At 73.1% G+C, this 18296-nt stretch carries 18 protein-coding genes; 10 read left to right on the forward strand and 8 right to left on the reverse strand.

Annotated features, from left to right (window positions below; all coding sequences use genetic code 11):
• Positions 1-103: 103 nt before the first annotated feature.
• Positions 104-670 carry a PadR family transcriptional regulator gene (locus ACFXOZ_RS16380; RefSeq protein WP_380395886.1) on the reverse strand — a complete coding sequence of 189 codons (567 nt, stop codon included), beginning with the start codon at positions 668-670 and terminating at the stop codon, positions 104-106.
• 188 nt (positions 671-858) lie between these two features.
• Here ACFXOZ_RS16380 and ACFXOZ_RS16385 point away from each other — a divergent pair, with 188 nt between their 5' ends.
• Positions 859-1329, forward strand: coding sequence for an SPW repeat protein (locus tag ACFXOZ_RS16385; protein ID WP_380395887.1), 471 nt, complete (start codon positions 859-861; stop codon positions 1327-1329).
• Positions 1330-1417: 88 nt separating this feature from the next.
• Here the strand turns inward: ACFXOZ_RS16385 and ACFXOZ_RS16390 are convergent, their stop codons facing one another.
• Together ACFXOZ_RS16390 and ACFXOZ_RS16395 are read right to left on the reverse strand one after the other, a co-directional pair.
• Positions 1418-2824, reverse strand: a complete 1407-nt coding sequence (locus tag ACFXOZ_RS16390; protein ID WP_375890692.1) for a class II fumarate hydratase — start codon at positions 2822-2824, stop codon at positions 1418-1420.
• Positions 2825-2877: 53 nt separating this feature from the next.
• On the reverse strand, positions 2878-3678 hold the full coding sequence (locus ACFXOZ_RS16395) for a carbon-nitrogen hydrolase family protein (RefSeq protein WP_380590951.1): 801 nt from the start codon (positions 3676-3678) through the stop codon (positions 2878-2880).
• A 295-nt stretch (positions 3679-3973) separates the two neighbouring features.
• Here ACFXOZ_RS16395 and ACFXOZ_RS16400 point away from each other — a divergent pair, with 295 nt between their 5' ends.
• Positions 3974-5842 carry a cholesterol oxidase substrate-binding domain-containing protein gene (locus tag ACFXOZ_RS16400; protein ID WP_380590954.1) on the forward strand — a complete coding sequence of 623 codons (1869 nt, stop codon included), beginning with the start codon at positions 3974-3976 and terminating at the stop codon, positions 5840-5842.
• Between the two features lie 93 nt (positions 5843-5935).
• On the opposite strand, the gene ACFXOZ_RS16405 is transcribed toward ACFXOZ_RS16400, so the two are convergent.
• A complete protein-coding gene (locus tag ACFXOZ_RS16405) occupies positions 5936-6526 on the reverse strand; it encodes a helix-turn-helix domain-containing protein (RefSeq protein WP_375890687.1) in 591 nt (196 codons plus the stop codon).
• Between the two features lie 198 nt (positions 6527-6724).
• On the opposite strand from ACFXOZ_RS16405, the gene ACFXOZ_RS16410 reads away from it, so the two are divergent.
• Positions 6725-7480, forward strand: a complete 756-nt coding sequence (locus ACFXOZ_RS16410; RefSeq protein WP_380590957.1) for an AzlC family ABC transporter permease — start codon at positions 6725-6727, stop codon at positions 7478-7480.
• Positions 7480-7788 (forward strand): AzlD domain-containing protein, encoded by a 309-nt coding sequence (locus ACFXOZ_RS16415; protein ID WP_375890767.1) that lies wholly within the window; start codon positions 7480-7482, stop codon positions 7786-7788. Before ACFXOZ_RS16410 ends, ACFXOZ_RS16415 begins: the two co-directional genes overlap by 1 nt.
• Positions 7789-7874: 86 nt before the next feature.
• Here ACFXOZ_RS16415 and ACFXOZ_RS16420 read toward each other — a convergent pair whose 3' ends face one another.
• Both ACFXOZ_RS16420 and ACFXOZ_RS16425 read right to left on the reverse strand, forming a co-directional pair.
• The gene (locus ACFXOZ_RS16420) at positions 7875-8189 is read right to left on the reverse strand and encodes a hypothetical protein (RefSeq protein WP_380395893.1); all 315 of its coding nucleotides are present in this window, start codon (positions 8187-8189) and stop codon (positions 7875-7877) included.
• Positions 8190-8248: 59 nt separating this feature from the next.
• Complete coding sequence (locus ACFXOZ_RS16425; protein WP_380590960.1) at positions 8249-8788, reverse strand: GNAT family N-acetyltransferase; 540 nt, start codon at positions 8786-8788, stop codon at positions 8249-8251.
• Positions 8789-8877: 89 nt separating this feature from the next.
• Here ACFXOZ_RS16425 and ACFXOZ_RS16430 point away from each other — a divergent pair, with 89 nt between their 5' ends.
• From ACFXOZ_RS16430 to ACFXOZ_RS16455, 6 genes are all read left to right on the forward strand, one after another.
• On the forward strand, positions 8878-10065 hold the full coding sequence (locus ACFXOZ_RS16430) for an acyl-CoA dehydrogenase family protein (RefSeq protein WP_380395895.1): 1188 nt from the start codon (positions 8878-8880) through the stop codon (positions 10063-10065).
• A 73-nt stretch (positions 10066-10138) separates the two neighbouring features.
• Positions 10139-10516 (forward strand): hypothetical protein, encoded by a 378-nt coding sequence (locus tag ACFXOZ_RS16435; protein ID WP_375890678.1) that lies wholly within the window; start codon positions 10139-10141, stop codon positions 10514-10516.
• A gap of 5 nt (positions 10517-10521) precedes the next feature.
• Positions 10522-11319, forward strand: a complete 798-nt coding sequence (locus ACFXOZ_RS16440) for an ATP-grasp domain-containing protein (RefSeq protein ID WP_380590963.1) — start codon at positions 10522-10524, stop codon at positions 11317-11319.
• Positions 11320-11492: 173 nt separating this feature from the next.
• Complete coding sequence (locus ACFXOZ_RS16445) at positions 11493-12371, forward strand: alkaline phosphatase family protein (protein WP_380520916.1); 879 nt, start codon at positions 11493-11495, stop codon at positions 12369-12371.
• A 507-nt stretch (positions 12372-12878) separates the two neighbouring features.
• On the forward strand, positions 12879-13361 hold the full coding sequence (locus tag ACFXOZ_RS16450; RefSeq protein WP_375890675.1) for a hypothetical protein: 483 nt from the start codon (positions 12879-12881) through the stop codon (positions 13359-13361).
• 220 nt (positions 13362-13581) lie between these two features.
• Positions 13582-14898, forward strand: coding sequence for a multidrug effflux MFS transporter (locus tag ACFXOZ_RS16455; RefSeq protein WP_380520918.1), 1317 nt, complete (start codon positions 13582-13584; stop codon positions 14896-14898).
• A 104-nt stretch (positions 14899-15002) separates the two neighbouring features.
• On the opposite strand, the gene ACFXOZ_RS16460 is transcribed toward ACFXOZ_RS16455, so the two are convergent.
• Positions 15003-17057, reverse strand: a complete 2055-nt coding sequence (locus ACFXOZ_RS16460; protein WP_380590966.1) for a glycosyl hydrolase family 18 protein — start codon at positions 17055-17057, stop codon at positions 15003-15005.
• 494 nt (positions 17058-17551) lie between these two features.
• Positions 17552-18124 (reverse strand): hypothetical protein, encoded by a 573-nt coding sequence (locus tag ACFXOZ_RS16465; RefSeq protein ID WP_380590969.1) that lies wholly within the window; start codon positions 18122-18124, stop codon positions 17552-17554.
• Between the last annotated feature and the right edge of the window lie 172 nt (positions 18125-18296).

Consider the following 18296-nt stretch of genomic DNA (forward strand, 5'->3'; position numbering starts at 1 on the left):
GGCGGGGTGCGGCGGGCGGGTGGACGGACGGCGGCGAACAGAGTTCAGAAGACAGATGTCAGCGAACAGATTTCAGATTTCAAACTCTGTCATCTGTTATCTGTCATCTGTGATCTGTTCCCCGTCCGTCCTCCGCGAGCCGGCGCAGGGTGGCGAGCACGTCGTCCAGCCAGGCGAGGGTCATCCGCTCGAACTCGATGCCGCCGCGCAGCACGACGTGCTGGAGCTCCTGCCGGGTGTCCAGCGCGGTGAGGTCGGGGAAGTCCCGCTGCTCGCCGTGCAGGTAGCGGGCGAGGAGGGCGGCGTGGCTGTCGCGGTGCCGCTCGACCTCGGAGATCAGCGCGGCCGGGTCGTCGAAGGCGGCGGCCCGGATCTTGACCGCGAGCTCGTGCCGTACGGTCTCCGGTTCGACCGGTTCGCGCAGCCAGTCGGCCAGCGCGGCCCGTCCGGGCCCGGCCGCCGAGTAGACCTTCTTGTCCGGGCGGCCGTCCTGCGCGACCTCCTCGGCGGCGACCCAGCCGTCCGCCTCCATCCGCCGCAGCACCCGGTAGATCTGCTGGTGGGTGGCGGTCCAGAAGCGTCCGATGGAGCGGTCGAAGCGCCGGGCCAGTTCGTACCCGGAGCCGGGCTGCTCCAGCAGCGAGACGAGGATCGCGTGCTCCAGTGCCATGCCCAGCATCCTGCTATGCAACGAGTTGCATAGGCAATGGGCCCTCGGAGTGTTGAGACGCAGGTCACCGGCGTGATCGGATGGTTATCGGTCATTCCGGACTATCAGGTGCAAAACCTTGGAGAAGCGCCAGAATAGGTACGGGGCTTGCCCCTTCCCATGGTCCGAAACCACAGGAGGTGGTATCGGTGGCAACCCATGTGCCGACAGGCATGGAGCACCACCCGGACATCGTCGAACTCCGGGAACACTACGAGCGGGTCACCTCGACCCCCCGCGCCCAGGGCGTCGAAGCCCTGGCCGTTCTGGCCGGCCTGTTCCTCGCGGCATCGCCGTGGATCGTCGGCTTCACCGCGTTCAGCACCCTGACCGTGACCTGCCTGATCGTCGGGCTGGCCTACACGGCACTGATGGCCGGCTACGGCTCGGCCTACGAGCGCACCCACGCGAGGGCCTGGGCCGCCGCCGCGCTCGGTATCTGGACGATCATCTCTCCCTGGGCCGTCTCCGGGTCCGTCGCGCACGGCAAGAACATCGTCACCTGCGTCATCGTCGGTGCCGTGATGTTCCTGCTCGGACTCGCGGCGATCTCGATGGCCACGATCACGTCGAACGGAGCAGCGATGCGGCTCGGCCGGGCCGGCCGCGCCAAGGGCTGACCTTCCCCGCAGCCCGCGTCCGGGGCACGGAGGGCACTCGTGCCCGCCGCGCCCCGGCGCACCGGCCGACGAGGCCGGGCCGGGCCGGCTACGGGTGCGTCATCCGCAGCACGTCCAGCGCCCGGTCCAGCTCCTCCTCGGTGAGCGCGCCCCGCTCGACGTACCCGCGTTCCAGCACCACCTGGCGGATGGTCTTCCGCTCGGCCAGCGCCTGCTTGGCGACCTTCGCCGCCTCCTCGTACCCGATGTAGCGGTTCAGCGGCGTCACCACCGAGGGCGAGGACTCCGCGTACTCGCGGGCCCGTTCGACGTTCGCGGTGATGCCGTCCACCGTCCGGTCCGCCAGCAGCCGGGCGCTGTTGGCCAGCAGCCGCACCGACTCCAGCACGTTGCGGGCGATCACCGGGAGCATCACGTTCAGCTCGAAGTTGCCGCTCGCGCCGGCCAGCGTCACCGTCGCGTCGTTGCCCACCACCTGGGCGGCGACCATCAGCACCACCTCGGGCAGCACCGGGTTCACCTTGCCCGGCATGATGGACGAGCCGGGCTGCAGATCCGGCAGGTTGATCTCGCCCAGGCCGGTGCGCGGACCGGAGCCCATCCACCGCAGGTCGTTCGCGATCTTCGTGAACCCCACCGCCACCGTGCGCAGTTGGCCGCTCAGCTCGACCAGCGCGTCCCGCGCGCCCTGCGCCTCGAAGTGGTCGCGGGCCTCGGTCAGCGGCAGCCCGGTGGCCCGGGCGACCTCCTCGATGACGGCCGCCGGGAACCCGGGCGGGGTGTTGATGCCAGTGCCCACCGCCGTTCCGCCGAGCGGCAGTTCGGCGACCCGGGGGAGGGTCGCCAGCAGCCGCTCCCGCCCGTGCCGCACCTGGGCCGCGTAGCCGCCGAACTCCTGGCCGAGGGTGACGGGCGTGGCGTCCATCAGGTGCGTACGGCCGGACTTGACCACCTGCGCGAACTCGACCGACTTGCGCTCCAGCGCCTCCGCCAGGTGCTCCAGCGCCGGGATCAGGTCGTGGGTGACGGCGGCGGTGGCGGCGATGTGGATCGAGGACGGGAACACGTCGTTGGACGACTGGCTGGCGTTCACCTGGTCGTTCGGGTGGACCGGCCGCCCCAGCCGTTCGCCGGCCAGGGTGGCGATCACCTCGTTGGCGTTCATGTTGGACGAGGTGCCCGAACCGGTCTGGAACACGTCCACCGGGAACTCGTCGTCCCAGCGGCCCTCCGCGACCTCCTCGGCGGCCGCCGCGATCGCCCCGGCCGTCTCCTCGTCCAGGACCCCGAGGCGGGCGTTCACCCGCGCCGCGGCCGCCTTGACCCGGGCCAGCGCGGCGATGTGCGCGCGCTCCAGCCGTTGGCCGGACACCGGGAAGTTCTCCACCGCCCGCTGCGTCTGCGCCTGCCACTTCGCGGCCGCCGGCACCCGCACCTCGCCCATCGAGTCGTGCTCGACCCGGTACTCCTGCGGCCTCTCCCGCTCGTCACCCATCGCGCGCTACACCTCCTGTACGGGCCGGTCCGGCCCGGTCACGGGACTTCCGATCACCACAGCCGCTCGCGGGCCCCGGGTATTTCCACCCACAGCAGCCCACCCGGCTCGGCGCCGAGCTGCCCGACGACCGTGCCGTCCGGGGCCCACACGCCGGAGCGGCCCGAGGTCTCCGCGAACTCGCCGCTGGCCCCGGCACTGGTGGACAGTACGCCCCAGACCCCGTGCGCGCCGGTCCGCTCCCGCAGGTGCCCGGCGAGCCGCTCGGCCTGCGCGGGGCCGGGACCGTACAGGGTGGAGGCGACGTAGGCGTCGATGCCGAGGGCGGCGGTCTCCTCGGCGTGGGCCGGGTCGGCGGCGTCGGCGCACACCGCCAGGCCGAGCCGCAGGCCGTCCAGCTCCAGCACGACGGGCCGCTCGCCGGGGCTGAACCGGTCGAGCTCCGGCCCGTGCAGCCGCATCTTGCGGTAGACGACCCGGGCGCCCCCGCCGGTGACCGCCAGGGTGGCGATGGACTCGCGCCCGTCGGCCTCCGCGACCGGCGCGCCGACCAGCGCCAGGGCGCCGGTGGCGCCGCAGGCCTCGACCAGCGGGGCGAGCCGGGCGTCCGCCGGGTCGACGGCGGGGGCGGTCAGGTCGTAGCCGGTCAGGGACAGCTCGGGGAACACCACCAGTCGGGTCCCCGCCTCCCGGACGGCCGCGGCGTGCCGTCCGGCGTTGACGGCCAGGGTGTCCGGACGGCCGGGGGCGGCGCAGACGGGCTGGGCGACGGTGACCGTGACGGCGGCGGCGGGGGTGGCGGGCGCGGTGCCGACGTCGGCGAGCGGCGCGGACGCAGGCGCGGACGAGGGCACGGCGGAGCCTCCGGCGGGCGGGGGAGTCGATGGTCAAGATCAACCTATGCGTCCCTCGGACGGCCGGGCAACAGTTCGGCGACCGCCGAAACCACGCCGCCCCGCCCCGCCGGCCGCACCGAGTGGACGGCCCTCGGCCGTTCGCGCCATGATCACTCGAACGAGTGAGATCCCGGCCGGAACGCTTCAAACGGTCGTACGGCACTTCGTACGCTCCTGACCGGGTCGGGCGGATTCCGACCGCCCCGGAGCGCCGCGATCCGGCCCGGGGAAACCGACGCAGGGGGCGGACCGGATGACCACAGAACACGACGGCAACGACACCCACCGCGGCCTGACCAGACGGCAGCTGCTCGGCGCCTCCGCGGCGCTCGGCGGCGCCGCCTGGCTGCTGCGCGGCACCATCGGCCCCGACAGCGCCGAGGCGGCCACGCCCGTACCGCCCGGCCTTCCCGCCGGCACCGAGCTGTACCAGCGGGTGTTCCAGAACTGGTCCGGCGAGATCCGCACCGACCAGCTGTGGACCTGCGCACCGCGCACCCCCGAAGAGGTCCCGGCCCTCGCCGACTGGGCGCACGCCAACGGCTGGCGGCTGCGCGCCACCGGCTACCGGCACACCTGGGCCCCGCTCACCGTCGCCAACGGCACCCCGGCCGACGCCCGCGTCCTGCTCGTGGACACCAACCGGTACCTCACGGCCATCACCGCCGACTCACCCACCACCGTGCGGGCGCAGACCGGCGCGAGCATGGACGCGCTGCTCACCCACCTGTCCGACCGGGGCCTCGGCCTGACGGCCTGCCCGGCGCCGGGCGACCTCACCGTCGGCGGAGTGCTCGCCATCGGCGGCCACGGCACCGCCACCGGCGCCGGCGGCGAACTGCGCCCGGACGGGCATGGCTACGGCTCGGTCAGCAACCAGGTGGTCAAGCTCACCGCCGTCGTCCTCGACCCGGCGACCGGCCGCTACGCGCTGCGCACCTTCGACCGCGCCGAGGCCGACAGCGCCGCGTTCCTGGTGCACCTCGGCCGCGCCTTCCTCACCGAGGTCGTGCTGCGCGTCGGAGCCGACCGCCCGCTGCGCTGCGTCAGCCGGCTGGACATCCCGGCGAGCGACCTGTTCGCCCGCCCCGGCACCCCCACCGGCGGCGGCGGACTGCTCGGCGGACTGCTGGGCGGCGGCGGTGGCCCGCGCACCCTCGCCGACTTCGTCGAGCGCGACGGCCGGGTCGAGGCGATCTGGTTCGCCTACACCGACTACCCGTGGCTCAAGACCTGGACCGTCGCCCCGAGCAAGCCGCTCGCCTCCCGGGCCGTCGACCAGCCCTACAACTACCCCTTCTCGGACAGCATTCCGGAACCGGTCGCCCGACTGGCCGGCCAAATCATCTCCGGCGCCTGGGGATCGGCCCCGCTGTTCGGCCAACTCCAGTACCTCATCGCCAAGGTGGCGCTCACCGGCGACCTCACCGACGTCCTGCTCTCCGGCGGACTGCTGCGTGACCTGCTCACCGGCGACCTGATCACCCACCTGCTCGCCGGCGGCCTGCGCTCCGACCTCTGGGGCCCCTCGCGCGCCCTGCTGCAGTACGTCCGGCCCACCACGCTGCGGGTCACCGCCAACGGCTACGCGATCCTGACCAAGCGCGCCGACCTGCAGTGGGTGGTCAGCGAATTCGCCGCCTACTACCGGCAGTTGCTCGGCGAGTACCAGGCCAGGGGCGAGTTCCCGGTGAACGGCGCGGTGGAGATCCGGGTCACCGGCCTGGACGACCCGTCCTACTCCGGCGTCCCCGGCGCCCGGCCGCCGCTGCTGTCCGCGCTGCGCCCCCGGGCGGACCGCCCTGAGTGGGACACCGCGGTCTGGCTCGACGTCCTCGCCTTCCCCGGCACGCCCGGACTGGAGCGCTTCGCCCGGGACTTGGAGCAGTGGCTGCTGCGCACCTTCGACGGCACCCGGGCCGGGGCGAGGGTCGAGTGGTCCAAGGGGTGGGCGTACACGGCGGACGCCGCCTGGTCCGACCAGGACGTGATCGGCCGGGCCATTCCCGACAGCCTGCGCGCCGGGGGCGGGCCCGGCTGGGACGAGGCGGTCGCCACGCTCGACCGGTACGACCCGCACCGGGTGTTCGGGAACCCATTCCTGGACGGGCTGTTGAAGTAACGGCGAACGGCGAACGGCTGACAGAGAACAGGTAACAGATGACAGCTGACAGATTTCGAAATCTGTCAGCTGTCATCTGTTTGCCGTCACCCGTCAGATGTGCTCCATCACGATCACCGCGAGGGTGTCCGGGGCCAGTGCGCGGAAGACGTGGGGGGCATCCCCGGGATAGCTGATGTAGTCGCCCGGGCCGAGTTCGACCGGCGTCTCGGTCGGGCCGACCAGGGCCCGGCCCGAGCCGATCAGCACGTGCTCGACGGTGCCGGGCATATGGGGCTCGGAAGCCCTGGTGTCGCCCGGCTGGGCCTCGATCCGGTAGATGTCGCGCCGGGCGTTCGGCGGGCAGGAGGAGAGCACCGTGGCCGCGTAGTTGGCCTGCTCGGAGTGGGTCACCGGGCCCTCGCCGGCCCGGAGCACCTTGACGGTGGGGCGCGGCGGGTCGACCAGCCTGCTGAACGGCACGTTCAGCGCGACCCCCAGCGCCCAGAGCGTCTCCACGCTGGGGTTGCCCGCGCCCGACTCCAGCTGCGAGAGCGTCGACTTGGCGATGCCGGCGCGGCGGGCCAGCTCGGCCATCGACAGTCCGCTGCGTTCGCGTTCGCGCCGGATGGACGCGGCGATCTGGCCGATCAGCTCCGCACCGGAGCCGTTGGCGCCCTCGGGTCGGGTGGTCCGGTCACTCATGCTCGCCACTCACGCTTTCTCCAGGCTCCTTCGGTCGGCTTCCCGCTGGTGGTGCCGTTCATGCTGCCACGCCGGTCCCCGGGTGGGTCGGGGTCATGGGGCCATGGGGCATGGGGCTGCGGGACCCAAGGGCGTTCGCCATATCGGTCCCTCCGTTCGCCTTGACGAACACGGGCTTCCCGGTTCATTCTGATGAACATGCGTTCGCTACTCCGAACACTCGAACATGCGACCCTTCGCGACATCGCCCTGGTCTGCCTCGCCGACGCACTCGTCGGCGCCTCCTTCGGCGCGATCAGCGTCTCCGGCGGCCTGCCGCTCTGGGTGCCGACCGCCCTCTCCGTCCTGGTCTTCGCGGGCGGCTCGCAGTTCGCGGCCGTCGGCGTGGTGCTGTCCGGTGGTGGCGTGCTCGCGGCCGTCGCCACCGGGCTGGTGCTCAACGCCCGGCTGCTCCCGTTCGGGTTCGCGGTCGCCGACGTACTCCAGGGCCCCTGGTGGCAAAGGCTGTTCGGGGCGCAGATGCTCACCGACGAGAGTGCGGCCTTCGCGCTCCAGCAGCACGAACCGCGCCGCCGCCGGGCGGCGTTCTGGGTCTGCGGGGTCTCGCTGTTCGTGGTGTGGAACGTGGCGGTGCTGCTCGGCGGCCTCGCCGGCGGACTGATCGGGGACACCGACGCGCTCGGGCTGGACGCGGCCTTCCCGGCCGTGCTGCTCGCGCTGGTGCTGCCCTCGCTCACCGACCGCGCGACTCGTACGGCCGCGGTGGTGGGCGCGGTGGTGGCCGTCGCGGCCACGCCCTTCGTGCCGGGCGGGCTGCCGGTGCTGCTGGCCCTGGCCGGGCTGCTGTTCGCCGGGCGGCCCGGGGCGGGGTCGGAACCGGGGGAGCCGGGGGAGCCGGGGGAGCCGGGAGAGCAGGCGGTCGCCCCGGCGGCCGTGAAGGAGGAGGTCCGATGATGCCGCTGTACGCGATCCTGCTGCTGGCCGCCGGCACGTACGCCTATCGGGTGGCCGGCCCACTGCTCGGGCACCGGCTCGCGCTCTCCGCGCGGGTCCGGCACCTGCTGGCGGTCGCGGCGGCGGTACTGCTGGTCGCACTGGTAGCGACCGGCGCGCTGACCCAGGGGCACGGCTTCGCCGGGTGGGCCCGCCCGGCGGGGGTGCTGGTCGCGGGCGTGCTCGCGTGGCGCCGGGCACCCTTCCCGGTGGTGGTCGTGGCCGGGGCGGCGACGGCGGCGCTGCTGAGGCTGTGCGGAGTGTGGTGACGGCGGACGGCGGACAGTGTTCAGCGAACAGATGACAGATTTCGAAATCTGTCATCTGTTCGCTGAACACTGTCATCTGTTATCTGTCAGTCGTCAGTCGTCAACCGCTCCGCCTGCACCTCGGGCCGCTTGCTGTCCCACAGCAGCTCCCACACCTTGAACACGCAGTGGTAGTCCCGCATGCTCCCCCGCGAGATCAGCAGGTAGGTGTCCCCGTCCCGCAGCAGCGTCTGCTGCCGACTGCTCATCGGATGCTCCGGGGTGTAGGTCGGGACGATCCGCCGCAGCTCCGCGACGGCCTCCTCCCGGGTGCCCTCGACCTCGCCGAGCACCTTGTTGCCCCAGGTCCGGTCCTTGCCGATCCCGACCGTCTCCTCGACGACCAGCGCCCAACGCGCCATGCCCCGCCTCCCCTTCCGTGTTCCGTACCGGCCGTTCGCGTTCGGCCCGGCCGTTCCCGTCAGCGCACCAGCGACTTGAAGAAGATGGTCGTCGGGTGCAGCACGCCGGTCGTGTCGGCCGCGTAGTCGGGCACCGAGCCGACCCGGGTCCAGCCCGCCGCCTCGTACATCCGCTCGGCCGGGCTGCCCGTCTCGGTGTCCAGCACCAGCAGCCGGATCCCCGACCGAGCCGCCCGCTCCTCCAGCGCCGCCAGCAGCCGCCCGGCCAGCCGCTGCCCGCGGTCCGCCGGGTGCACCATCAGCTTGGCCACCTCGCCCCGGTGCCGCCCGTTCGCCGTCGTGGCCGGCCGCAGCTGCACCGTCCCGGCGAGCCGCCCGTCGGCCGCCGCCCGGGCGGTCCACAGCACCAGCCGTCCGGCCGCGAGCTCGGGGACCAGTGCCCGCCACCACGCCGCGGACTCGTCCGGCTCCAGCGGGGCGAGGAAGCCGACCGAGGCACCGTCGTGGACGGTCGCCGTCAGCAGCCCGGCGAACTCGGCCACCGAGCCGTCCAGTTCCTCGGCCGTCACCTCGTCGACCACGTACGCCGTGCCGGACATGTCGCCTTCCTCACTCGCTCCCGTCGGTCCCTGACCGGGCGGGTTGCGGAATACTCGCCGATGTCCCGCCGAGACTACAAGGAGCTTCCATGCCGAAGCCGACCCGGATCGACCCGGCCGACCTGCTCGCGGTCGGCGACCTCCTCACCGACGAGGAGCGGCTGGTCCGTGACACCGTCCGCCGGTTCACCGAGGAGCGGATCCGCCCGCACATCGGCGACTGGTTCGAGCGCGGTGTCTTCCCGGCCCGCGAACTCGCCCCCGAACTCGGCGCGCTGGGCGTGCTCGGCATGCACCTCGACGGCTACGGCTGCGCGGGCGCCGACGCCGTGGCGTACGGGGTCGCGTGCATGGAGCTGGAGGCGGCCGACTCGGGGCTGCGCAGCTTCGTCTCGGTCCAGGGCTCGCTGGCGATGCGCTCGATCCACGCCTTCGGCTCGGAGGAGCAGAAGCAGCGCTGGCTGCCCGGGATGGCGGCCGGTGAGCTGATCGGCTGCTTCGGCCTCACCGAGCCCGACTTCGGCTCGGACCCGGCGAACATGCGCACCCGGGCGGTCCGCAAGGGCGGCGAGGGCGGCGACTGGGTGCTGTCCGGCAGCAAGATGTGGATCACCAACGGCAGCATCTCCGACGTCGCCGTGGTCTGGGCGCAGACCGAGGAGGGCGTGCGCGGCTTCCTGGTCGAGCGCGGCACCCGTGGCCTGACCGCGACCGACGTGCACGGCAAGCTCTCCCTGCGCGCCTCCGTCACCAGCGAGCTGGCCTTCGACGAGGTCGTGCTGCCTGCCGACGCCGTGCTGCCCGGCGTCACCGGCCTGCGCGGCCCGCTCTCCTCCCTCAACGAGGCCCGCTACGGCATCCTCTGGGGCACCGTCGGCGCCGCCCGCGACTGCTACACCGCCGCGCTGGACTACGCGAAGAGCCGGATCCAGTTCGACCGCCCGATCGCCGGCTTCCAGCTGACCCAGCAGAAGCTGGTCGAGATGATGCTGGAGGTCGAGAAGGCGTACCTGGTGGCCCTGCGGATCGGCCGGCTCAAGGAGGAGGGCGCGGCCCGCCCGCCGCACGTCAGCTTCGGCAAGCTCAACAACGTGCGCACCGCGCTGGAGATCGCCCGTAGCGCCCGGACCGTCCTCGGCGCCAACGGCATCACCACCGAGTACCCGGTGCTGCGGCACGCCAACAACCTGGAGTCGGTGCTCACCTACGAGGGCACCAGCGAGATCCACACCCTGGTCCTCGGCGAGGCCATCACCGGCGAGTCCGCCTACCGCTGACCGACCGCCGGCCCCGCCCCGAACGGCGAATAACCGGTGGCCGGGCCCCTCGCGGCCCGGCTACCGTCCCGCCATGACCAGTCAGCCCGCCCGGCAGCAGCCCCCGACCACCACCCTCTGGCGCCCCACCGGCCCGGAGGAGCTGGCCCTGGTCGAGGCCGCCGACCGGCGCGCCTGGCCGCCCCGGCTGCCCGAGCAGCCGATCTTCTACCCCGTGCTGAACGAGGACTACGCGATCCGGATCGCCCGCGACTGGAACGTGCCCGCCTCCGGCGTCGGCTACGTCACCCGCTTCGAGGTGGAGACGGACTTCCTCGCCCGCTACCCGGTGCAGCGGGCCGGCGGCCGGACGATCCTCGAACTCTGGGTGCCCGCCGAGGAGTTGGAGGAGTTCAACCGGCACATCGTCGGCCGGATCGAGGTCGTCCACGAGTTCCGGCCCGAGGGCTGACGGCCGTGCGCGCGCCCGTCCTGCTCACCTCCGCCCAGCCGACCGGCACCACCGGCCTGCTCACCGGGGCCGCCGCCCGCCGGGGCCTGGCCACCGCCGTACTGGCCGGGCCGGACACGGTCGGGCGGCTCGCCGGACGGCCCGTCCACTGGTACGGCGGGCCGCTCGCGGCCGCCCGGATCGCGGCGCCGCTCGGGCTCGCCCTGCTCGAACCCGAGGACGACTGGCTCGCCCGCCTCCCCGAGGAGTTCACCCGCCGCCGGATCGAACTCACCACCCTCGCCGAGGCCTGGACGCTGCGCCACCCCGCCTTCGTCAAGCCGCCCGCCGACAAGTCCTTCCCGCCCGCCGTCCACCCGGACGGCTCCCGGCTGCCCCGCACCGGCGAGCGGATCGGCCCGGACACCCCCGTCCTGGTCAGCGAGCCGGTGACCTTCACCGCCGAGTACCGGCTGTTCCTGCTCGACGGGCAGGTGCGCACCGGCAGCCGCTACGCGCGCTTCGGCCGGCTCGACCCGGCTCCGCTCACCGCCGAGGCCACCGCGTTCGCCCGCCGCCTGCTCGACGCCGTCGGGGGCACCGGGCCGCTCGCCCTGCCCAGCGCCGTCGCGCTGGACGTCGGCCCGATCGCCGACCCGTACGACCCGGTCGAGCACTGGGCCGTGGTGGAGGCCAACCTGCCCTGGTTCGCGAACTGCTACGCCGCGGACCCGGACGGCGTCCTGGACGTCGTCCTGCGCGCGGCGGGGCCGGCCGCCGACCTCGCGGAGTCCGACCGCCGCTTCGTCCGGGCGGCTGGCTGACCTCGCGACACCTCGCGACACCTCGCTAGGCTCCCGACGCTCCCGACACCTCGCGGACACCCGCCGTTCGGCACCCCGTCGCCGACCGGTACGGCCGGCCGTGAAGCATGGCGCGGTCGGCGGCGCCCTCGGCGGGCGCGGCCGGGTGTGCACGACCGAAAGGAAGCCCCACCATGTCCGCAGTCCAGTGGCCCCGCCCCCGCGTCCTCGTGGTCGGGATCGACGGAGTCCGCCACGACTACCTCGCCCAGGTGCCGATGCCGCGCCTCCAGGAGGTCGCCGAGGCCGGGTTCCTGGTGCCGGTCACCGTCGCGGACTCCACCCCGACCATGTCCGGACCGTGCTGGGCCACCATCGTGACCGGCGTCGAGCCCGCCAAGCACGGCGTCTGGGGCAACCACCTCGGCGGCAACCGGCTGGACGTCTTCCCCGACTTCGCCACCCGCCTCAACCGCGGCGACCGCCGCCGCACCTTCGTCGCGGCCGGCTGGGACCCGCTGATGATCAACGAGTCCGGCGGCCCGCTGTTCCGCGCCCCCGGCCGGCTCTCCTACGTGGCCCCCGCCGAGGACACCCCCGAGGCCTGGGAGGCCGTCGATGAGGAGGTCACCCGGGAGGCCGTCCACGTCCTGGGCACCGCCGACCCCGAGGCCTCCTTCGTCTACCTGGGCGCCGTGGACGAGACCGCCCACTTCCTCGGCTGCGGCGAGGAGTACCGCGCCTCGATGCGCACCGCCGACGAGCGCCTCGGCCGCCTGCTCGACGCCGTCCGCGGCCGGGAGGGCTATCCTCAGGAGCAGTGGACCGTCATCGTGGTCACCGACCACGGGCACGTCGACGCCGGCGGCCACGGCGGCCGCACCGTCGAGGAGCGGACCGCCTGGGTCGCCTGCGCCGGGCACGACATCCCGGCCGGCCCGCCCGCCGGCGAGATCCGCCACCCCGACGTCGCCGCCCAGGTGTACGCCTCGCTGCTGCGCCCGATCGACCCGCACTGGACCCTCGACGGCCGCCCCTTCCCCGTCGCCCGGCCGGTCGCCGCGACCGTCTGACCCGGCGCCCCGCCCCCAGTCCCAGCCCCGGTCCAGCCCTGGCTCCGGCCCGCCGTGCGGCCGGTCCGCCGCGGGCCGGTGCCCCGGGTGCAGCACACCGGGCTGCGGCGGCGCCCCGCCTGGGTCAGGCTCGATCGGGGCCCGGGACGTACCCGGGCCCGGCGTGGCAGCCCGAGCGCCGGAGCGGCACCTACCTCCGGGGTCGGCCCCACGGACATACGCCTGAAGGTGGAGACGGTACCCCGTGGGTTGGATGCAAGCTCGCGACCTGGTGGTGACGATCCGGAAGGTCGGCCCGCGCCACCATGGATACACCCGGACGGCGGACCGTTCAGCTCGGACGGGTCACGGACGGGCCGGCGACGGTCCCGGCCGCACCGGACGTCGTACAGGCGCCGGGCGTCGTACAGGCACCGCACGCAGCACAGGCAACGGACGCAGCACAGGCATCGGACGTACCGGACCCACCGGACGCACCGGCACCGCACACGGAGAGGGCAGCCAGGCATGAAGGGCATCGTGAGCAAGGTCGCGCTGGGAGTCGCGGGCACCGGCATGGCCGTCGCCGTGGCAGCGGTGGCAATCGGCCCGCGGGTGTCCGAGTGGTACGACGGGCGCCACCAGGAGCAGGCCGCGTTCGACAGCGGCTCGCAGGCCAAGGCCGAGCGTCGCTCGATGCCGACCTGGCTGCCCGACAACGCCTCCTCGGTCAAGTACCTGAGGTCCACCACCGGCGACGACCGGCTGCTGCGCGCCACCCTCCCCGAGGGCCGGCTGCCCTCCGGCTGCAACACCGGGGTGCCGGGCAAGGGGCCGCACCCGGTGCCGGTCTCGCTCAAGGCGGGCTGGTTCCCGGAGGGCATCGCGGCCAAGGCCATCGGCACCTGCGGGCACTACAATGTGACGCTCACCGGCAACCAGCTCTACGCGTGGCAGGACGGCGCGACACTGCAGGCGGCCCTTCGCGCCGAGCACGTCGCCAAGCACTGAGGGTGCTGACCGGGCACTGGTCCCGGATCAGCCGTCCTGACCAGGGAACGAACGGCCCGCCGGGCACCGGAAGGTGCGGGCGGGCCTTCGTCGTGCGCGTGCTGTGGATCGGCCGGTGGGCGGATCCGTCCCGGTGCACCCCTGCCGTCAACGCGTCCGAGGGGCTGCGATAGGACGGATCGCGAACGAACCCCACGTCACCGCGTCCGTTAGGAGAGCCATGCCCGGCCCGACCGTCGGTCCCACCGACGACACGTCGACCGATCCAGCCCAAGCCCCGGCCCCGGCGTCCGGCAGGTCGGCAGCCGCCGGCCGGGCCACCGTCGTCGTCCTCGGCGGCCTCACCGCGCTCGGCCCGCTCACCACCGACCTCTACCTGCCCGGCCTGCCCGCGATCGCCGACGACCTGGTCGCCGAACCGGCGGCCGTCCAGCTCACCCTCACCTTCTCGATGGTCGGGGTGGCGGCCGGGCAACTGCTCTTCGGGCCGCTCAGCGACCGCTTCGGGCGCCGGCCGCCACTGCTCGCCGGGCTGGTCGTCTACACCCTGTCCAGCGTGGTGTGCGTGTTCGCGCCGAACCTGGCGGTGCTGATCGCGGCCCGCTTCGTCCAGGGCGCGGCCGGGTCGGCCGGACTGGTCATCGGAAGGGCCGTCGCCCGGGACCGCTTCCAGGGCGTGGCGATGCTGCGCTTCCTCGCCTCGATCGCGCTGATCTCCGGGCTGGCACCGATCCTCGCCCCGATCATCGGGGCGCAGCTGATGCGCTTCACCTCCTGGCGCGGCACCTTCGGGGCGCTGACGGCGCTCGGACTGCTGCTCACCCTGGCCGCGTTCGGCGCGCTGCGCGAGAGCCTGCCGCCGCAGGCCCGGGACGGCGGTGGGGTCGCCGCGACGCTGCGCACGATGGCGCGGCTGCTGCGCCACCTGCCCTTCCTGGGGCTGGCGTTGACCAGCTCGCTGGCGTTCGGCGCGCTGTTCGGGTACATCAGCGGGTCTTCGACGGTCCTCCAGCACGTCTACCAGGTGTCGCCGCAGACCTACAGCCTGCTGTTCGGGCTGAACTCGCTCTCCATCGTGGTGATGACCCAGCTGAACGGGCGGGTGCTGGCGCCGCGCTTCGCCGCGAGGTCGCTGATGCTGGCCGGGCTCGGGACGGCGGTCGCGGCCGGGGTGGCGCTGGTGCTGCTGACCGCGGTGTGGGACTTCGGGTTGGCCGGGTTCTGCCCGCCGCTGTTCGTGCTGATGGGCAGCCTCGGGGTGGTGCTGCCGAACACGGCGGCGCAGGCGCTGAGCCTGGTGGAGCCGCAGGCGGCCGGGACGGCCTCGGCGCTGTTGGGGACGGGCAACTTCCTGTGCGGCGCGGTGGTCGCGCCGTTGAGCAGCCTCGGCGGGCGGCCGTCGGCGACCCTGCTGGCGCTGGTGGTGCTGGGCTGCGGTGTGCTGGCGCTGGCGACGTACGCGACGCTGTGCCGGCCTGGGCAGCTGCGGGAGGGGGCGGAGGGGTCTGAGCGGGCCCGAGTGGGCCCGGACAGATGACAACAAACGGATAACAGCTGACAGATGTTGAAATCTGTCAGCTGTTATCCGTTATCTGTTACTTGTCAGCTGTCAGCTGTCAGCTGCCGTCTGCCGCCCGTCGCTCAGGAGATCGAGAAGTCGTCCCCGTACACGCTGCCCTGCCCGTACCAGCCGTGCAGGTACACCGTGACGCTGCCGGAGGCGTCGGTGGTGAAGGGGACGGAGAGCTTGGTCCAGCCCGAGGAGATGGTCCAGGTGCTGGCGTTGGCGCCACCGCTGACACCCAGGTAGGCGTAGTTGCCCTGCACCCAACCGCTCAGCGTGTAGCTGGTGTTGGGCTTGAGCGTCACGGTCTGGGTGCAGTCGCCGGTCTGGCTCGCGGAGGCCGCGGCCTGCAGCGCGTACGAGCCGGAGTGGACCGGCGTGGTCACGATGCCGCCGCCGCTCTGGCAGGTCCAGGGGGCCACCTTGCCGGTCTCCAGGTCACCGTTGACCAGGCCGGTCGACGGGGCCGTGCCGGTGACGGTCAGCGAGTAGGTCGCCGTGTGGCTGCCGGAGGGCGCGGTGGCCGTCACGGTCAGCGGGTAGGTGCCCGCCGCCGCGGCCGAGGTGGTGGCGATGTTCAGGGTGGCGCTGTTGCCGGCGGTGACGCTACCGGGGGTGACGGTGGCGGTGACGCCGGTCGGGGCGCCGCCGACCGAGAGGTTGACGCTCTGCGCCGAGCCCGCCGTGACCGCCGTGGCGATCGCCGCCGAGGCGGACGAACCGGCCGCGACGGTACCGGAGTTCGGGTTCACCGCGACCGAGAAGTCGTTGCCCGGCTGGTTGCCCGTGACGGTCAGCGTGAAGACGCCGGTGTGGCTGCCGGAGGCCGCGCTGCCGGTGACCGTCAGCGGGTAACTCCCGGGCACCACCGACGAGGTGGTGGTGACGTTCAGGGTGGCGCTGTTGCCGGCGGTGACGCTGCCGGGGGTGACGGTGGCGGTGACGCCGGTCGGGGCGCCGCTGACCGAGAGGCTGACGCTCTGCGCCGAGCCCGCCGTGACCGCTGTCGCGATTGCCGCCGAGGCGGACGAACCAGCCTTTACGGTGGCGGAGTTGGGGTTCACCGCGACCGAGAAGTCGTTGGTCACCGTCGAGCCGCTGGTGAAGGGCGCGAAGATGTGGGTGAAGTCCCAGGTGCCCTGGTTGATCCCGGAGCAGGAGTCGTCCCCGCCCTTGCCCGGGCAGCCGCCGTTGTCGCGCTGGAGTGCCCAGAAGGACAGCGTGTTGATGCCCTTGGACACCGCCCAGTTGTACACGGTGGTGGCGTTGGCGACCGTGAAGGTCTCGGCGGCGCCGAAGTCGTCGATGCCGGGCATCTCGGTGATCCCGATCGAACCCCACAGCTGGGTGGGGGACTTGGTCGGGTAGAGCTGGGCCAGCTGGTTGTACAGGCCCTGCGCCGAGGTCTGGGTGTCCGCCGCCATGTCGTGGGTGGCGTTGTCGTAGTAGTCGAAGGTCATCATGTTGACGACGTCGATCCGCGCCTTGTTGCTGACGGCGTTGCGCAGTACCGCGAGGCCGTTGTCGGCCAGCCCGCCGGTGGTGGTCGGCAGCGTGTAGGAGAACTGGATGCTGCGCCCGTTGGCGGCGGCCCAGTCCTGCACGACCTTGATCGCCTTGTTGCGGCGGTCGATGCCGGCCGTGTTGGTCAGCGAGTTGTCCTCGATGTCGAGGTCGATCCGGCTGATGTCGTAGGTGGTGATCAGGTTCTCGTAGGCGGTCGCGATCTGGTTGACGTCGGTGCAGCTGTCCGCCAGTTCGGTGCCGGTGTTGTCGGCGGTGTAGCCGCCGAAGGAGGGGATCACGTCCCCGCCGTTGGCGCGGATGGTGGCGATGTCGGCGCCGAAGGTGGAGGAGGACACCGGCTTCGAGGTGTCGCCGTTCCAGTACGGGGTGCAGGAGCCCTTGGTGGCGGCCTGGAGGAAGGCCATCGTCAGGTACTTGGCGCCGGACTGGGCGGCCAGGGTGGCGGGGCTCTGACCGGTCCAGGACTCGAAGTAGGGCGCGAAGACCCGGGTGGGGAGCGGGGTGGCGGCCTGGGCGGAGCCCGTCCCGGCGGCGACCAGACCGGCCGAGGCGGCCAGTGTGACGCAGGCCGTCAGCGCGGCCCGGAGGGTTCTGCGAAGACGCATGGATTCTCCAACAGACGTGGTGGGGCAGGACGTTGGGGATGTGCGGGCCACGGCTCGTCCGGTGGTCGTGTGGGGTCGACCGCGCGGACGTGCGGAGCCGGAGGCGGGTGTGCGGGGGCGGGTGCAGGGGGCGTTCGATGCGGACACAAGGGCGTGCGGAGCCCACCGCCTCGGGTGGAGGCGGGAGGTGGTGCGGGAGGTGGTGCGAAGGTGCGCACGCCGTACGGAGCGGGGGTGGAGCGGAGCAGGGCAGGGCAGTGCCTCAGCCGCCGGTGGTCACACCCCCACAGTGCATCCCGGTCGGATCGACATGCTTATGTTTGGACTAGACCACTGGTCTGTCAAGAGACCTAACAGTTCGTCAGCGGACGGCCCCGGCCGCCGAAGGGCGGGGACGCCGATGGCCGCGCACCCGGCGGGCGGGGCGCGGCCACGGCTGCCCGGAGCTCAGGACACCGGGCGGTTCGGGGTGGTGCGGGGCGGCGTGGACGGCGTCAGCGCGCCGCCGGGCAGAGGGTGGAGCGCAGTGCGTCGTCGATCTTCGAGGCGGTGTCCGGTCCGAAGCCCTGCGGGTGCTCGGGCGAGGTGAAGTGCTGGTCGGCCAGTTGGGCCAGCTTCGCCTTGTCCTTGGGGAACTGGTACAGCGCCTGGCACTGCTTGCGGGCCTGTTCCACCGCCTGGTCGGGCTTGCCGCCGACGATCGCCGGGTCGATCGCGTTCAGTGCGGCGACCACCTTGCCGGTCAGGTCGGCGTCCGGCTTGGCGGGCAGGCCGGCGTCGGCCGGCGGTGCGGGCTTGGCCGGGGCCGAGCCGTCCGCGCCGGCCGTGGAGCCCGGGTCGGCGGGCGCGGACGGCGCGGCCGTGGTGGGTGCCGGGGTGCCTGTCGAGGCCGTGGCGTCGGCCGTTGCGTCAGCGGTGGCGGCGACGGTGGGGGAGCCGGCCGCGACGGTGGCCTTGGCCGAGCTCGAGCCGGAGCCCGATCCCGAGCTCGAACCGGAGCTGGAGCAGGCAGCGAGGCTCACCGCGGCGAGTGCCGTGAGGGAGGCGGCGAGGAGACGAGTGCGCATGGCGCCACACTGTCATGTTCGCGGCGTAGAAGGGAAGGTCCCGTGGGGCCGCCCCGAACGGCCCGGGAACGGCGAACGGCGGCCCCGGAGGGAAACCCTCCGCGCCGCCGTCCGCTGCCGTCGATCCCCGGGCCGGGCCAGGTCGAGCCGAGCCGGGTCCAGCCGGGTCCAG

The sequence above is a fragment of the Kitasatospora sp. NPDC059160 genome (assembly GCF_042755465.1).
In the GTDB taxonomy this organism is placed as follows: domain Bacteria; phylum Actinomycetota; class Actinomycetes; order Streptomycetales; family Streptomycetaceae; genus Kitasatospora.